The following is a 15,407-nucleotide window of genomic DNA, read 5'->3' on the forward strand; positions in this document are numbered from 1 at the left end:
CAGCCTTTTAATCCTTTATTTTTTCAAGGAGCTTTCCTTGTACCACTTGGGAGGTTTCTTTTTCAATGGAGAATCATCAAACATCATCCCTATAATTTTCACTTTAGATATATCCCATTTGCTAATATCACCATTAAAACGAGAATTAGAGAACATGCTGAACATATTGGTAACATTTGATACATTCCAATCGCTGATATTGCCATTAAACTGAGAACCATCAAACATCAAGGACATATTTGTAACCTTAGACACGTTCCACTTACTGATATCGCCAGTGAATTTCGATTCTTGGAACATCATGAGCATTTTCTTTACTTTAGATACATTCCATTGACTGATATCACCATTAAATTGAGAACCGTAGAACATTCCAGACATATCTGTAACATTTGAAACATTCCACTTGCTGATATCACCATTAAATTGAGATTCACTGAACATATCTTGCATATTCTTTACCTTAGATACGTTCCACTGGCTAATATCGCCATTAAACTGAGACTGACTGAACATAAATGTCATGTCCTGAACTTTAGACACATCCCACTGACTAATATCGCCATTGAATTGCGATTGCATAAATAAATTGCTCATATCCGTAACATTTGATACGTCAATGAAATTCAAATCACAATTTGTACCATTCTTTTTAATGGCGGTTTCTATCAATTTAATCAAATCATTCTTGTCTTTAGCGACAACTGTTTTTTGACCAGCGGTCTTCGGTGCAGCAGTTTTCTTTGGTGACGCTGTAGTCTTCTTGGTTGCAGTTGCCTTTGGAGACGCCACAGCCTTCTTAGCAACCGTAGCCTTTTTAGCTGTAGTTGTCTTTGCTTTTGTTTGTTCAGTCATATTTACCAGCCTTTTTTTCTTTCGCATTTTGGGTTATCGTTAAAATTATTCCTTGTACCACTTTGGAGGTTTCTTTTCCAAGGGAGATTCCTCAAACATACGAGACATGTCTATATCTTTTGACACCTTCCACTTGCTGATGTCACCATTAAATTGCGACTTTCTGAACATAAAGGACATATCGCCAACATTCGACACATTCCACCGGCTAATATTTCCATTGAATTGCGATACCGCGAACATACCGGACATATCTTTAACATTCGATACATTCCACTGACTTAGATCTCTATTAAATTTACTTTGACAGAACATTTTGGACATATTTTTAACATTTGACACGTTCCATTGACTAACATCACCATTAAATTGCGAAAAACTGAACATACTAGACATATCATCAACATTCGATACATTCCACCGGCTGACATCTCCATTGAAATGCGTTCCTGCAAACATGCTAGTCATGTCCTTTGCTTTTGATACATTCCACTGACTTATATCTCCATCAAATCGCGAAGCTTGGAACATACATCCCATATCTTCAACTTTCGAAACATTCCACTGGCTGATATTTCCATTGAATTGCGATACTGCGAACATAAAGGACATATCTTTAACATTTGACACATCCCATTTACTGATATCACCATTAAATTGAGATCTATGAAACAGATTGCTCATATCGGTCACTTTAGAGACATCGATGAAATTCAGGTCACAATTTGTACCATTCTTTTTAATGGCAGCTTTTATCAATTTCATCAAATCATTCTTGTCTTTAGCAACAACTGTTTTTTGACCAGCGGTCTTCGGTGCAGCAGTTTTCTTTGGTGACGCTGTAGTCTTCTTGGTTGCAGTTGCCTTTGGAGACGCCACAGCCTTCTTAGCAACCGTAGCCTTTTTAGCTGTAGTTGTCTTTGAGGATTCTGCAGCTTTTTTGGTGACTGTTGTCTTTTTGGCGGCAGTAGTCTTTTTCACTTTTTTCGTTTCTTTTGCCTGGTCTTTCATATTCACTTGTCCTTTTTGCTTTCGCATTTATTTACTGTTAAATTTTATTCCTTGTACCACTTTGGAGGATCACATTCCAAAGGAGATCCAACAAACAATTCAAACATATTTGCGTCTTTTGAGACCTTCCATTTACTGATGTTACCGCTGAATTCAGAATCTGCAAACATGGCTTCCATTGTAGTTACTTTGGACACGTTCCATTTGCTGATGTCGCCATTGAATCGGGACCGATCAAACATAGAATTCATGCTAGTCACATTCGATACGTTCCATTTGCTGATGTCGCCATCGAACGGAGATTCTTTGAACATAAAGTCCATACTCGTCACATTTGACACATTCCACTGACTGATGTCACCATCAAATTGCGAATCAGCAAACATAAAACTCATGTCGGTCACATTGGATACATCCCACTTGCTGATGTCACCGTTGAAAGCCGATCCGCAGAACATAAAGTTCATACTCGTCACATTTGATACGTTCCATTTGCTGATATCGCCACTGAACGGAGTATGTTTGAACATAGAGTCCATCGTCGTCACATTTGACACATTCCACTTACTGATATCGCCGTTAAATCGGGACCCTTCAAACATAAATCTCATATCAGTCACATTGGACACATCCCACTTGCTGATGTCGCCATTAAATTTGCTTTCCATGAACAGTTCGTTCATTTCCGTAACTTTAGATACGTCAATGAAATTCAAATCGCAATTTTCGCCATCCTTTTTTATGGCAGCTTTTATCAGCTTTATTAAGTCATTTTTGTCTTTCGCGACGACAATTTTTTGTTCAGAGGATTTTTTAGTTGCTGCGGGCTTCTTGGCAGCAGCGGGTTTCTTGGTTGCAGTTGCCTTTGGAGACGCCACTGCCTTCTTGGCCGTAGGAGACTTTTTAGCAACCGTAGCCTTTTTAGCAGTAGTTGTCTTTGATGATTCTGCAGCTTTTTTGGAGACAGCTTTCTTTGCTTTTGCCTTTTCAGTCATATTTACCAGCCTTTTTTTGAAATTAAATATACTCTAAAAAACACTATGTACGCCAAAAACGTTTCAAAAAGCTTACGTTTTTAAGAAATACCATTTTTGAACAAAAAAAAACGGCAACCCGGAGGTCGCCATTTTGAAATGTTACTGGATCCTTCGACTTCGAGGCTACGCCTCTTCGCTCAGGATGACACGCTGCGTTACTTCACGAGGACGCGGAAGGTCTTGGACTGACCAACGCTGCGGACCATGTACACACCCGGCGTAAAGCCTGCGGCGCGGATGGACTTAGCAACGCTCTGACCGTTGACTTCGACGTTGCCGAGGAACTTGCCGGTCATGCCAAAGACTGCGTAAATCTTTTCAGGAATCTGGAGTTCCACGCGAGTCTTCTGGAGTGCAATCGGGCTTTCTTCGCAGTCAAAGCCCATGCAGAACTTGAACCAGTCTACGTTCACGAAGTTCCCGACAATCTGCATTCTGAGTACATGTTCGCCCTTCGGGATTTCCTTGGTCTTTGCTTCAACCGTAGAATAATGATCCCAATCTTCGCCCTTCTCGGCCTTGATGACATCGGTAATTTCCTTGCCATCAACGTAGAACTGGACGCCGACATCATCAGATGCCGTAGCCATGTTCAAACGAACCGTGTATTCAGACGCAATCTGGTTATCGATAGTGTATTCCACCCATTCGCCATCTTCGGTGTAACCGAGAGCATAGCCCTTAGACTTGTCCGCAGAGTCAATTTGCACGATGTCCACTTCATCTTCGCGATAGGCGCCGCCCTTGTTTTCGCGGTCGTTATCGTAGAAGGCCTTGTTGTGACCACCGACATCGTAATCTTCCGCTTCAATCTTGCCCGGGATTGCAGATGCGACTTCCTTGAACGGGGTCTGCGGAACAGCAGTCTTTTCGCTTTCCATGTACCAATAGTCGAAATCGAAACCGCCCTGCTTGACGACGAAGAACAAGTCTTCAACGCCTGCGGCATCGCTCAAGTCGAAGGTGTTTTCTTGCCAGCTAGAGCTTGCCGGGATGTTCATCGTTGCAAGTGTTGCTCCAGTTTCGGACTTGGCATGGAGTTCAATCTTACCGCCATTACCTCTCGTGCAAACGATGATGCGGTCTGCGCCATCACCCATGTCCACGGAGCGAACCTTTGTATAGAAGTTCGAGCCCATGTTGGTGAGGTAGACGTTATCGCCCTGCTTTGCCACATGCTTGATGATGGTGTACCCACCGCTCTTGTCAACGTTAATGCCACCGACCCAAGACTTCGTTTCGGCTTCAACGCGAGTGAACGGGTCAAGGTTCTTGATCGGCTTCTTGACGCCATCATTCGTAGACTTGATGGTCGGAATTGTACCGTCAGCATTCCAGGTGAATTCTTCGACGGCGGTAGAACGGCTATAGCCACCGCCACTCACGTTCTTCTGGTTGTGATAGAAGAAGAAGCTACGGCCCTTGAAGTCAATGAGACCGGAATGGTTTGTGAACGCAGTCCCGTTGCCCTGATCCATGATGACGCCGCCCCACTTCCACGGACCCGTCGGAGAATCACTGGTGGAGTAAGAAATCTTTTCGGGCACGCCATGGGAAGCGTAAATCATGTAATATTTTTTGTCACGCTTGTGGATCCACGGGCCTTCTGTGTAAACGGAGTTTCCGCTCGGAGAGAAGCCACGACTCATATCCGTCACCTTGATATCGCCATCGAACTCAATCATGTTTTCTTTGAGCTTGGCGTAATAGAGCTTCGGGTTGCCCCAGTAGAGCCATGCCTGGCCATCATCGTCAATCCAAACGGTCGGGTCAATGTAATCCCAGTTCGGACCTGCAAGATGCTGACCATTACGAGCATCCTTGAACGGACCTTCCGGCTTGTCGGCCACAGCGACGTTAATAGCGCGGCCACCGCGAGTCGATTCTACAGTCACGTAGTAGTAATACTTGCCATTGCGACGAACAACTTGAGCAGCCCAGTCACCGTTTTTCTTGGCATTGCCACCAAAGCTTTCATTCGTGAGGATAAGCTCGCCCATATCGGTCCAGTTCACCATATCGGTGGTGCAAGAAACACGCCAGCCGTGCATGGTAAAGAAGGAACCGCCTTCGTCGTTACCCGTGTACACGCAGACGGTATCGCCAAACACAACCGGAGCCGGGTCAGGCGAATAGTACGTCTGGATAATCGGATTTTCAGCAAGCGCATTGGACGCAAAACCAAGTCCAAACGCGAGAAGTATTTTACTAGTCATCTTCATATTTCACCCCATTTTCCCTAAACTACTTCACCTGAATCATTTTGCCAAAGGCCTTGTTCACGCTCTGGACAAAGTAGACTCCAGACTTAAAGTTCTTTGCATGCATTGCCTGCATCACAGAGCTTGTCGTCGGCATGCCCATCAAGCGGATAGCACCCATGTGATGACCGCGGATATCGAACACGTTCAGCGTAGAGCTGCGAGAGATATCCATGTTCAAACCGTAACGGACGCTCGGCTTGATCGAAAGGATTTCTTCCTTGGACTTGCCAAACTTGATCCAGTCAATGTTCAGGTAAGTACCCGTGATAGCCACGCGAAGCACATGTTCACCAGCTTCAAGAGCGGTGGTCTTTCCTTCGACCACGTCGTAAGTGTTCCAGTCTTCGCCCTTCGGGGCGACAATCGTATCGCTGATAGCCTTGCCATCCAAGAAGAGCTGGAAGCTAGAGCCTTCGAGACCAGAAGCCACGTTTGCAAGGAACACGTATTCACCAGCTGTGACATTCACGGTGTATTCCATCCATTCACCAGCTTGCGTGTAACCCACAGCGTAGCCCTTAGACTTGTCCGTAGAATCAATCTGAGTGATGTCCACGCCATCTTCGCGGTAGGCGCCGCCTTCGTTCACAAAGTCCTTATCGTTGAAGGAAACGCTCTGGCCACCTTCATCGTAGTTTTCCATTTCGACGGTGCCCGGGATGGTCATGTTTTCGACAAACGGAGCCTGCGGAACCACGTTGGAGAAATCCGGAAGCGGGATGGTGTTGATGCGATCCCCGATGTTTTTGAATTCGCCCTGGAGGCCTGCTGCTTCGGCAACAGAAGCGATGTAGCCATTGTTGTTCTTTTCGGTAAACTGACCCGGAGCGTTACGGCCAACGCCACTCGGAGCGTTCTTGTAAGAGTTGTTTTCGACAGCAAAGCCACTAGAGCCTTCGTCAAGATAAATCGGCAAAATCCAGTAATCCGACCACTTGGACTGGGACATATCATGGATGTAGTTTTCCTTGATTTCGCTACCCGTGCCCTGGTTGCTCAATGTATAAATCGGACCGGAGTCGCAAAGCAAACGGGCAATGTGGTGGATGTTGTTCTTATTAATTTTGTTGTTCGTCATGGCTGTTTCGCTCTTGGTCCAGCCATAACCCACAGAGATACCGGAATAGTTTGTATAAGACACTTCGTTATTTTCAATGACGACATAACGCGGATACCCGGCGGCAATGCCCACAGCACCCTGATGTTCATTCGTCACGTTTGTCACGAGGTTGTAACGGATTGTATCGCGGGTACTGATTTCGTCCTTGTCTTTCGGATTGTACGGGATGTGAATTTCGGTCGTGGAGTCTTGAGAGAACTTGCCGAGCATAATGCCGCAGCCGCCGATTTCATAGAATACGTTGCCTTCAATCACGTCATCATTTGTACCAGAGACAAAGTCAAGACCAGTTGCAGCCATCTGCGTGAACGTGCAATTCTTGATTTTGAAATGGTGCGCATTTTCGACGCGGAAACCAGCATCCGGACGCCAGAGGAGGAACTTGTTAGAGCCAAGACGGCCGTTTTCAGCCATGACTTCGATGTTGAACATACTTGCCTGCAAATCCAGGAAGCCTTCTTCGCTCGGACGCAAGAAATTGGAGTTTGCAAAGGTTATGCCTTCAAAAGACATGTAACCAACTTTGTTCTTAGTATCCTTACCGAGAATGCTGAAGAGCGTATTGACGCGCGGAACGACAACATTTGCGGTCGCCATGCTTTCGCCTTCACGGGCCTTGTAGTAAAGCGTGTTGGTCGATTCGTCGAGGTACCATTCACCCGGCTGGTCGATAAATTCGTATGCGTTTTCGAGGTAGTAGACCTGCTGCTTCGGCGGATTACTCATGAAAGCGGTACCGAGCATCGGGTACTTGCGGCGGAAAAGCTTGCTTCTTTCAGGATCCTGCGGTTCAAACTTGAAGGTATTGCCCTGCTGAGAAATCTTGTCAAGACGCAAGATGCTTTCGGCCCATGCAATCATCAAATGGATTTCGACCTTCTTCGGATTCTTCCAGTCCGTAGACTTGACATCGCTGCTGTTCAGGAGGAAGGCGCTGCCGGCAGAGTCCACTTTGTTCAAGCGGAAGAAGTTATGGTCGCCGTTATCGAGCAAGTTCGGCATACGCGCGCGAATTGCCTTTTTGCCGTTCACGTACATTTGGCGGAAACGGGCATCGACACCTTCGACCTTCCAGATATTGTTCTTTTCATCGTGAATCGTCCAGCCAGACATCGGGATACCGCCCGTAATAAGCGGAGTTTCGTTCGGATAGGCTTTATAGCGGACGTAGAAACCATCCTTACCGCCATCAGCCTCAGTAAAATTGACCGTAGACGAAAGCTGATAGGTTCCGCCACGAAGAATGACGGAAATATCTCCCGTCATGGTACCGTTGATGGCGCGCACGGCCTTTTGGGCCTGCGTAATCGTCTTGAACGGGGCCTCTTCGGTACCCTTGTTGGAATCGCTGCCATTGGGAGCGACATAGAAAGTAGCCTGATCAGCGGCGGTAGCAACAGTAACACCCAGGAAGAGTGCAGAAACTGCGGCAAGATGACCAATTGTTTTGAAGCTCATACCTAACCTCACGTTTAAAAACCAAACATAGTTTGCCCTAACAACACTTTAAAATTATTCTCGAAAATGCGTTTTTTTCATGTTTTAAGGCGAGATATTGTGGACTGTTTATCCATAGCTATGGGAGTGTGGAATATTCTTTTTTAGAAGGAGTACCGCGACAAAAAACACAAAATGCCCCGCGGGAGTGCGGGGCATTTTGAATGTGTGAGGAGAAATTTCGCGAGAGGGCGGCGTCCTCCCTAGTCTTTTACTTAGCGACGTTTACGCGGTAGATTTGGCTACCCTTGACGGAGCGCATCATGTACGTGCCACGGGCGTAGCCAGCGTTTTCGAGAGCCTGCGACATGCTTGCACCGTTCAAGTCCACGCGGCCGAGGTGCTTACCCGTAGCGCTGAACACGTTATAGGAGTTTTCGGATTCAAACGACGTGAGATGAACCTTATTCAGCCCCACCGTTCCATCGGTAAACTCAATCCAGTCAATGTCCATCCAGTCACCGGTTACCGTAAAGCGGAGAATGTGTTCGCCTTCGGTCAGGCTCACCTTCGCTTCAACCGTGTTGTAGTCATCATAATTATCTTCGCCAGATTTTGCCTGCGGAACAGCAATTTCTTCGGTAATGTCCTTCCCATCCATGGAGAGCTTGAAGCTCGAGGTGCTATTAGCAGAAGCCACAGAAGCGCTCATTGTGTAAGTACCCGTCTTGGCAACGTTCACGGTGTATTCGAGCCATTCGCCAGCCTGGTTGTAACCAACGATAATGCCAGAAGCCTTCTTGTAAAGGTCCACGCCGGTACCCGGGCGATAGTCAGAGTCGCCATGGTTTTCGGTATCATTTTCGTTGTAGGTGGTGTTGCCCTCACCCACGCCGTTGATGTCAAAGTCTTCCACTTCGATTTTTCCCGGAATGGCGAGAGCCTTACCCTTGAACGGTTCGCGAGGAACAGGCTTGAGAATCAAACGGAGCAGTGCAGAGCCGTGAGCCGGGAGTTCGATAGAAACGCGGGAAACCGGTCCCAAGTCCTTCTTTTTCCATGCATCGCGGACTTCTACTTCGCCTTCTACGCCAATGTCTTTAAAGTTGCATTCGACGGTCTGGGTAGAATTGTTGTTATTGAGAAGCGCCACGGCGATATCGCCATTTTTCAAAGGCTTGGTCCAAACCTGCTTGCCATTCTTGTCAGAAATGCGGTGGCCCTGAACGCCAAGAGAGTCCTGGTTGATGGCAATCATGTCCTTGTTCAGATAAAGTTCCTTGGTCTCGTTGCTCATGTTGCGTACGTCGGAACTGATCATGATGGGGGCCGCCATGATGGACCACATCGTCATCTGGGAGCGCTGTTCCTCGTAAGAGAGTCCACGGTTGCCCACTTCGAGCATGTCCGGATCGTTCCAATGGCCAGGCTTTGCAATTTGCCAATACTTGTTGTTCGCATCGATAATTTCGTAGACGCCGCGGTACCACGAAGTGGAAATCCATTCGGGACCAATGTCGAAAGTGGTGCGCCAGAGGTTAGCAATTTTCGGCATCCAGTCCTTGTATTCCCACATGCAAATGCTGAACACGATGTCGCGTCCGGAATTGCGGAGAGCGTTGGACATTGCAGTGTAATCTTTTTCCTGCGTTCTCGGATCCGAGTCGCAGTTATCGTACTTCCAGTAGTCCACGCCCCATTCAGCCAATTTCTTGGCGTCCTGAACTTCGCGGCCATTGGAGCCACTTTCACTCTGCCAGTTGCTATTGTAATGGTGGCAGGTGCGTTTGCCACGGTCGCCGTAAAGACCGAATTTCAGGCCTTTCTTATGCACGTAATCGGCAATGGCCTTCATGCCACTCGGGAAAGTCTTCGGGTTGTTCTGGAGGTTGCCCTGGGCATCGCGCTTGGTGTCCATCCAGTTATCGTCAAGGTTCAGGTAGATGTAGCCCGCATCCTTCAGGCCGGAATTGACCATCGCGTCGGCAATTTCCTGAATCTGCTTTTCGTTGATGTTTTCGTGGAAAACGTTCCAGCTGTTCCATCCGAGCGGGGGCGTAAGCACCAAGCTATCCGGATGCGCAAAGGCTTGGGAAACCAATCCCGCTAAAGCCAAAGAAGCTAGCACTCCAAACTTGCGACCATTTTTCTTGTTCAAACCAAACATAAGCACTCCTGTATCCTAAGTATTAATCATCCCCAAACTAAAAATACCCCCTAAAAAACAAAAAAATTAAAGGAATTACACATGTTCCTTTGACATTTTATCCACGATGGATAAGAATCAACATTTTTTAGGGCAAAACTTCAAAATTTGGGATAATCATACTATTTTTTACAGGTAATAAGAAAATGATAAGGAGTTTAAACAATGGCCGTTGATTTAAGCAAGTTTAAAAAGAAAGTAGAAAAGAAGCTGCCTATCTTGTTTTTAGTGGAAGAAAATAACCATACCAGTCTATCTGCCGATGTAGTGGCGAACATTTTGGAATCCTGTCTAAGAAAAAACATTCACACGGAATTTATGCTTTTTTCCTTTGGCTCCGAATGGACTTTGAAATTTCCAAAACTAAATAACAATATACCTCACTTTGCGGATCTGGAACATACTAATCTAAGGGAACTACAGCGAATTATCCAAGAAATAAGACCATCGAGTCAAACTTTTCTTGGATCGGCATTAGAAGTATGCAAAGCCATTCTTGACGACCCGGAAACAACAAAACCGGACAGGTATAAACCCGTAGTCATTATAATTGCTTCTAGAGTTCCCGCACAGGGATGGGAAGAACACTTTAAAGATTTATTAAACAACGGACGTAGTTCCAACGCTCAAGTTTACTGGCTGTATAAAAGTAACACCTAAGTTAGTTGAAACGCTCTAATCTTCAAATTTTCAGTTAAAACGGAGATAAAAACTATGGGATTTGCATCACTTTCATTCGGTGTTGTACCGAATATAATCACAAACAATACAATAAACAAAAAAGACTTGAACTCACTCGCAAAACGTTTTGAGAAAGTCGTATTCAAAGACATATTCGAAGGTTTCGGTTTAAGTTTCAACTATGAGAACGATTTCGCCGATGAAATCGTATCATCCTTCAAATTAGAACCTTTTGACGACGTACCTGCAGAAAAGCCCGTTGAGTTTACCGCTCCAGGTTTTGAAGGCGAGTTTGGCGATGGTGCAGATGCTAAAGGCGACGGAGTCGTCTAATATTCAAGCAAGAAGGAGTTTATATGTCCATGAACGTTGCCGCAAATCCAGATGAAATCATCCGATTCGCAAATCAGCTCCAAAGTTATATTGAGCACCTGCAAGAAGAAACATCATCCATTTCTTCAGCCTACAATCAAGTCGGCAACGAATGGTCCGACGGCAAGTACGCAGAACTAGGCGAAGCACTCGATGCCATGAGAAGCCAAATGCAGGCTTTCTGTGAAAAAGCAGAAGAACAAATTCCGCATTTGCATAACATGGCGGAACGATTGTACGAATACCAGCAAAGCTAGGCTCAATCTTGTTTCATGATGCAATAAATAGTACCCACCGGTACATGAATCATTTTACGGAAAACGTCAAGGAAGGAACTTTTGCAAGTTCCTTTCCTGTTGATGTCATCGAAAAGATTATTGAAGAAGAAACTGAACTGCAAAAAGCGTATGACGAAGGCCAGCAAAAGACCATGCGAATTGACCAGCTGCTGAGCGAACTGAGGGCCATGGTATAGGAGATTTATTTCATGAAAAATTCCATAATAGAGATTTTCAGAAATATGGACGAGGCTTTTAGCAAGCATCACCAGGCATGCAAAGCAATCACTTCGCAATATGGAGAAAGACCTACAGGCGCCAAGCTCCAAGAAAGAAATGAAAAGGTCAAGTTAGCGAACCAAATATACGACGACGGAATAAAACTCCTCCCCAACATCGATTCTCTGTGTTCGGAAATTCGAAGTAAGCAACCTATTCTGAAAAAATTATCAAAATCATTCATAAACGAAACCTTTGACATTCCCGACAGCATCGCACTTGGATTATATACCTTTAAATCCAATTACCTCAAACACAAATCAAACGGAATCGATACCGATGAAATAAATGTTCCACACATGCATCGGTTCCCCATTGAAAAGCCAATGTACATCGAAAACATCAAGGAACAAGCGCATCTTTTTCAAAAAATTATGCTTCGTTTGATGTTCACACTCCCGATGGACAGGCAAGAGTATTACGTCTATGATCCTGTCGGACTTGGCGACATCGTAATGAATTTCAACCTTCTTTTCAAGAACGAAAAGTTGTTTCCACAAAAGAAGGTCATGACAAGCCAAGCAGACCTTAAGGAAGCCCTTAAAAAAGTCAAGGAATACATTAATTCCTTGAACGAAACCGCATTTAGCCCCACGGAAGGCATCACAGATTGGCTTAGCTACAACAGGCGAATACTCGAGGATTCCTCTGATTCCGAAAAAAAGAAATTGTTGCCTTACAAGGTGTTCATTTTCTCGGATATCGCCAATGAAATGGACCAGGAATGCTTTGACATGATCAAGGTCATCATTAACCAAAGCGCCAAATGCGGACTTTTGGTGATGTTCTCTTTTAATGAAGACTTGCTCCATTCCGAAGACCGAGTGTATAGTCGCCGAAGACTCGAAGTTCAGCGAATTGTAAACGAAAGCATGGCTCTGCACAAAATGGTCGATGAGCCTGACGAAATCAAGGGTTTCAAGATTATCAAAGTAGCTCCAACCGGAGAAGATTTTCCGTCACCGCAAAAGTTAGGCGAATGTTTACGAGCATTGGATAAAGCAGTATCGGAACGTTCCAAGACAATGTTTGCATTTGACGATTTGCTGTCCGAAAAGAATCGAGCCGCAGGAAATTCCACGGAAGGCTTAAGCATTCCTGTAGGCTTTACGACTTCTGGTGGGCAAAATGTTTCTATGGAAATTGGAGACGCAACACCTCACTTTTTAGTCGGTGGCATTACGGGTTCTGGAAAATCCAATTTCTTGCACGTTTTGATCATGAGTGCCTGTTGGAAATACACTCCAGACCAAATGGAACTTTACCTTTTGGACTTCAAAGAAGGTGTTGAATTCAAACAATACGGCGATGAAAAACTAGCCAACGTAAAGCTCGTAGCCACAGAAGCCAATACAGAATTTGGCGTCAAAGTTTTGGAACATCTAGATAAATTACGAAAAGAGCGATACGCGGAATTCAAAAAAAATTTATGTAAGGATATCAAGGCGTACAATAGCGAGCCTAAAAAGAAGATGCCACGTATTCTAGTGATTATCGATGAATTCCAAGTCCTTTTTGACGGAACACAAAAAGACCGCACCATGGAAATGTTCATTATGCTTGCAAAGCAAGGACGAGCCTGCGGCATTCACATGGTACTTTCAACACAGTCTCTCAAGGGATTGGAATTTGGCAATGCGGCAAACCAGTTTGGCGGGCGAATCGCACTTAAGTGTTCTGCCGACGATTCAAAATTATTGCTAGGCGGCATATCTTCTAACAACGAAGAAGCTTCTGAACTAACGATTCCCTACGGAATTATGAATGTTTCGCAAGGGAGTATTGCAGGGAACATCAAGTTCGCCATTCCATGTGCGGTCGCATCAGACCCGGCAAAGAACCCGGTTCTCCCGAAAATCAAGATTATTAACGGAAATAAAGTTAATTCTTCAATCAAGATTTACAATGGTCCTGAATTTCCGTCTTTCCCAAACGAGGACGAATTTACAGCACACAACAAAGTGTCTGTATTACTAGGCGAGACTATCGATATTGATTCGGAAAGAAATCGTATTGAATTAACCAATAAGCCCGACAACAACATCCTCATTTGCGGTCGCGACGAGCAAATGAAAGTCAGCATGCTCAACTCTGTTATACTTTCGGCACTGCATTGCAATCGTATTGACGAGTGCGTGTATATCGGAGATGACGACGCATATTACGAAGAGTTTATTCGCGCCGGTAAAATCATCCACTTTGAATCCATTGTTGATTTTATTCAGGCACATAAAGACAACTGGTTTGATAAACGCCGAATTGTCATATTAGACAATTGCAACTTAAAAAGGACTATATCGTTCTCATTCCCATTGTCCGATTACCCGAAGGACGAAAACAAAACAGCATTTATTCCATTCTGGTTTGACTGTTGTAAAAACGGATCCTTCATTATCGCTTTCTATGACAGAGCAAAATCCCTTAAAGATTATGGAATTGACATTAACGCATTCAGTTATAGAATCGGATATGAACTGAATGGCGATGAAATGAATGAAGTGCTTTCTAACCGCGCACCAAACAAGATTGATTGCAAGGGGAAAGCCTTCATGTCCTATAATTTGGAAATCAAATGGTGGTTTAAGCCATTCATGAAATAAGAGAATAAAGACAAATGGGAAGAAATGTTGTAACAGACCTGAGAATATTTCAGGAAACTTGTAATGATATCCGAAATAACGAATCCTTAGTACAGGAAGCGTGTTCCCGTAGCTTGTCCGAATCCCAGCAAAAATTAGAAGAGACCCAACAAGAACTAGCTCACAGTAATCAACTTTTGCAAGAAGCAATTGCCGAAGAGATGCGCAGATTGGCAATTATGCAGGAATGCGAAGCCGAAGTCCAGGCGGCTGCGGCAGGACTTCCAGAAACAGCCGGTTGGTACGCAGACGCACAAAGGCGTTTAGCAATTGCCACTGCAGAATATGAAAAAGCTGTAGCTCACCGAATGCTCATGGAACAGCGCGTCGCCCTAGCGGAGCAATGCGTTTCAATGGCATCCAAGATGGTCGAAACGCTCATCACCAAATACAATTACGGTCAAAATCAAATCAGCCATTATTCATCGGAAGGAATTAATCGGTTAAGCCAAGCCGATAGAGCTACAACAGAATATGTGTATGAAACGGTCAATATCGCTAATGCCAATGTAACGACACACCAATCAACCGACGCGAAAGTACAATATAATGTGTATAGTGAAAATTTAGGGAAAGAGGTTGTTTGTCTCGGATCTGTACCCGGTCAACACGAAGCTCAGGCGGGTCGCCCTTTTTCTGGTCAATCCGGGAAAAATTTGGAAGTCATACTCTCAAACTTAAATTACAATGGAAAGCCTTTATCAAGAGCAAAGGTTTCCATTGATAATAGTTGGGATAGTCCTCTTTGGATGGGAGAGCATGGTGTAACAGAAGCCCCGCTTAAGCAAGTCTGTAGTGATTCAAATTTGTCTAGACTCAATAACGAGATTGGAAAAAATACAAAGATTGTTATTGCTTTTGGGGACAATGCCTACGCTGCCGCAGAAGCTTTAAAAGCAAAATACAATTTGAAATTTGCAATCATAAAAACAGACCATCCTAGTATGGCTCATATAAACAGAACATACAAATCGCTGAAGGCAACAGAACAAGAACGTAATCTAGATCGATTAAGTCAAATGGCAGACAATATCAAAAAATCGTCTGGCGGTTTGCTGACCTAAGTGCTTTTTATATATTATTTGCAGATGACAGGGTGGCAGACCAGCCCACCTAAGATAAAAAAGAAAGGTCTAAGATGAGCCGTATTTCGCTATATATGTGAAATACGGCCTTTTTTATTTTGAGGAAAAACTTTATAACAAAAAAGAGCGTCCCCGAAGCCAGG

The 15,407-nt window shown here is 44.6% G+C and carries 12 protein-coding genes; 6 read left to right on the plus strand and 6 right to left on the minus strand.

The features are described 5' to 3' along the window. Positions 1-15 precede the first annotated feature (15 nt). The 6 genes from B9Y77_RS10715 to B9Y77_RS10740 all read right to left on the minus strand — a co-directional run bounded on the left by B9Y77_RS10715 (position 16) and on the right by B9Y77_RS10740 (position 9,891). Positions 16-855, minus strand: coding sequence for a BspA family leucine-rich repeat surface protein (locus B9Y77_RS10715; protein ID WP_085491869.1), 840 nt, complete (start codon positions 853-855; stop codon positions 16-18). A gap of 45 nt (positions 856-900) precedes the next feature. Further along, positions 901-1,893: a BspA family leucine-rich repeat surface protein gene (locus B9Y77_RS10720; protein ID WP_085491617.1), complete on the minus strand. Its 993-nt coding sequence runs from the start codon at positions 1,891-1,893 to the stop codon at positions 901-903. 17 nt (positions 1,894-1,910) lie between these two features. Continuing rightward, positions 1,911-2,861 carry a BspA family leucine-rich repeat surface protein gene (locus B9Y77_RS10725; protein ID WP_254900007.1) on the minus strand — a complete coding sequence of 317 codons (951 nt, stop codon included), beginning with the start codon at positions 2,859-2,861 and terminating at the stop codon, positions 1,911-1,913. A gap of 197 nt (positions 2,862-3,058) precedes the next feature. Then, on the minus strand, positions 3,059-5,125 hold the full coding sequence (locus B9Y77_RS10730) for a family 43 glycosylhydrolase (protein ID WP_085491618.1): 2,067 nt from the start codon (positions 5,123-5,125) through the stop codon (positions 3,059-3,061). A 22-nt stretch (positions 5,126-5,147) separates the two neighbouring features. Continuing rightward, complete coding sequence (locus B9Y77_RS10735) at positions 5,148-7,745, minus strand: carbohydrate-binding protein (protein ID WP_085491619.1); 2,598 nt, start codon at positions 7,743-7,745, stop codon at positions 5,148-5,150. Positions 7,746-7,995: 250 nt separating this feature from the next. Next, positions 7,996-9,891, minus strand: coding sequence for a carbohydrate-binding protein (locus B9Y77_RS10740; RefSeq protein WP_085491620.1), 1,896 nt, complete (start codon positions 9,889-9,891; stop codon positions 7,996-7,998). Positions 9,892-10,095: 204 nt separating this feature from the next. Here B9Y77_RS10740 and B9Y77_RS10745 point away from each other — a divergent pair, with 204 nt between their 5' ends. From B9Y77_RS10745 to B9Y77_RS10765, 6 genes are read left to right on the plus strand one after another with little or no spacing between them, the layout of a single operon-like run. Further along, complete coding sequence (locus B9Y77_RS10745) at positions 10,096-10,590, plus strand: vWA domain-containing protein (protein ID WP_085491621.1); 495 nt, start codon at positions 10,096-10,098, stop codon at positions 10,588-10,590. Between the two features lie 54 nt (positions 10,591-10,644). After that, positions 10,645-10,944, plus strand: coding sequence for a hypothetical protein (locus tag B9Y77_RS10750; protein WP_085491622.1), 300 nt, complete (start codon positions 10,645-10,647; stop codon positions 10,942-10,944). A 23-nt stretch (positions 10,945-10,967) separates the two neighbouring features. Then, positions 10,968-11,240, plus strand: coding sequence for a WXG100 family type VII secretion target (locus tag B9Y77_RS10755; protein ID WP_085491623.1), 273 nt, complete (start codon positions 10,968-10,970; stop codon positions 11,238-11,240). 44 nt (positions 11,241-11,284) lie between these two features. Next, the gene (locus tag B9Y77_RS16010) at positions 11,285-11,458 is read left to right on the plus strand and encodes a hypothetical protein (protein ID WP_176221753.1); all 174 of its coding nucleotides are present in this window, start codon (positions 11,285-11,287) and stop codon (positions 11,456-11,458) included. Positions 11,459-11,470: 12 nt separating this feature from the next. Next, positions 11,471-14,140 (plus strand): FtsK/SpoIIIE domain-containing protein, encoded by a 2,670-nt coding sequence (locus B9Y77_RS10760; RefSeq protein WP_085491624.1) that lies wholly within the window; start codon positions 11,471-11,473, stop codon positions 14,138-14,140. Between the two features lie 14 nt (positions 14,141-14,154). Further along, complete coding sequence (locus tag B9Y77_RS10765) at positions 14,155-15,243, plus strand: uracil-DNA glycosylase family protein (protein ID WP_085491625.1); 1,089 nt, start codon at positions 14,155-14,157, stop codon at positions 15,241-15,243. The last annotated feature ends 164 nt before the right edge of the window (positions 15,244-15,407 follow it).

This window comes from Fibrobacter sp. UWB13, from assembly GCF_900177805.1.
GTDB lineage: Bacteria > Fibrobacterota > Fibrobacteria > Fibrobacterales > Fibrobacteraceae > Fibrobacter.

What these genes read in the sequence shown, in the direction of transcription:
- B9Y77_RS10730 (WP_085491618.1), bottom strand. Translation starts at nt 5,125, where the DNA reads ATGAAGATGACTAGTAAAATACTTCTCGCGTTTGGACTTGGTTTTGCG.
- B9Y77_RS10760 (WP_085491624.1), top strand. Translation starts at nt 11,471, where the DNA reads ATGAAAAATTCCATAATAGAGATTTTCAGAAATATGGACGAGGCTTTT.
- B9Y77_RS10715 (WP_085491869.1), bottom strand. Translation starts at nt 855, where the DNA reads ATGACTGAACAAACAAAAGCAAAGACAACTACAGCTAAAAAGGCTACG.
- B9Y77_RS10720 (WP_085491617.1), bottom strand. Translation starts at nt 1,893, where the DNA reads ATGCGAAAGCAAAAAGGACAAGTGAATATGAAAGACCAGGCAAAAGAA.
- B9Y77_RS10750 (WP_085491622.1), top strand. Translation starts at nt 10,645, where the DNA reads ATGGGATTTGCATCACTTTCATTCGGTGTTGTACCGAATATAATCACA.
- B9Y77_RS10725 (WP_254900007.1), bottom strand. Translation starts at nt 2,861, where the DNA reads ATGACTGAAAAGGCAAAAGCAAAGAAAGCTGTCTCCAAAAAAGCTGCA.
- B9Y77_RS10755 (WP_085491623.1), top strand. Translation starts at nt 10,968, where the DNA reads ATGTCCATGAACGTTGCCGCAAATCCAGATGAAATCATCCGATTCGCA.
- B9Y77_RS10745 (WP_085491621.1), top strand. Translation starts at nt 10,096, where the DNA reads ATGGCCGTTGATTTAAGCAAGTTTAAAAAGAAAGTAGAAAAGAAGCTG.
- B9Y77_RS10765 (WP_085491625.1), top strand. Translation starts at nt 14,155, where the DNA reads ATGGGAAGAAATGTTGTAACAGACCTGAGAATATTTCAGGAAACTTGT.
- B9Y77_RS10740 (WP_085491620.1), bottom strand. Translation starts at nt 9,891, where the DNA reads ATGTTTGGTTTGAACAAGAAAAATGGTCGCAAGTTTGGAGTGCTAGCT.
- B9Y77_RS16010 (WP_176221753.1), top strand. Translation starts at nt 11,285, where the DNA reads ATGAATCATTTTACGGAAAACGTCAAGGAAGGAACTTTTGCAAGTTCC.
- B9Y77_RS10735 (WP_085491619.1), bottom strand. Translation starts at nt 7,745, where the DNA reads ATGAGCTTCAAAACAATTGGTCATCTTGCCGCAGTTTCTGCACTCTTC.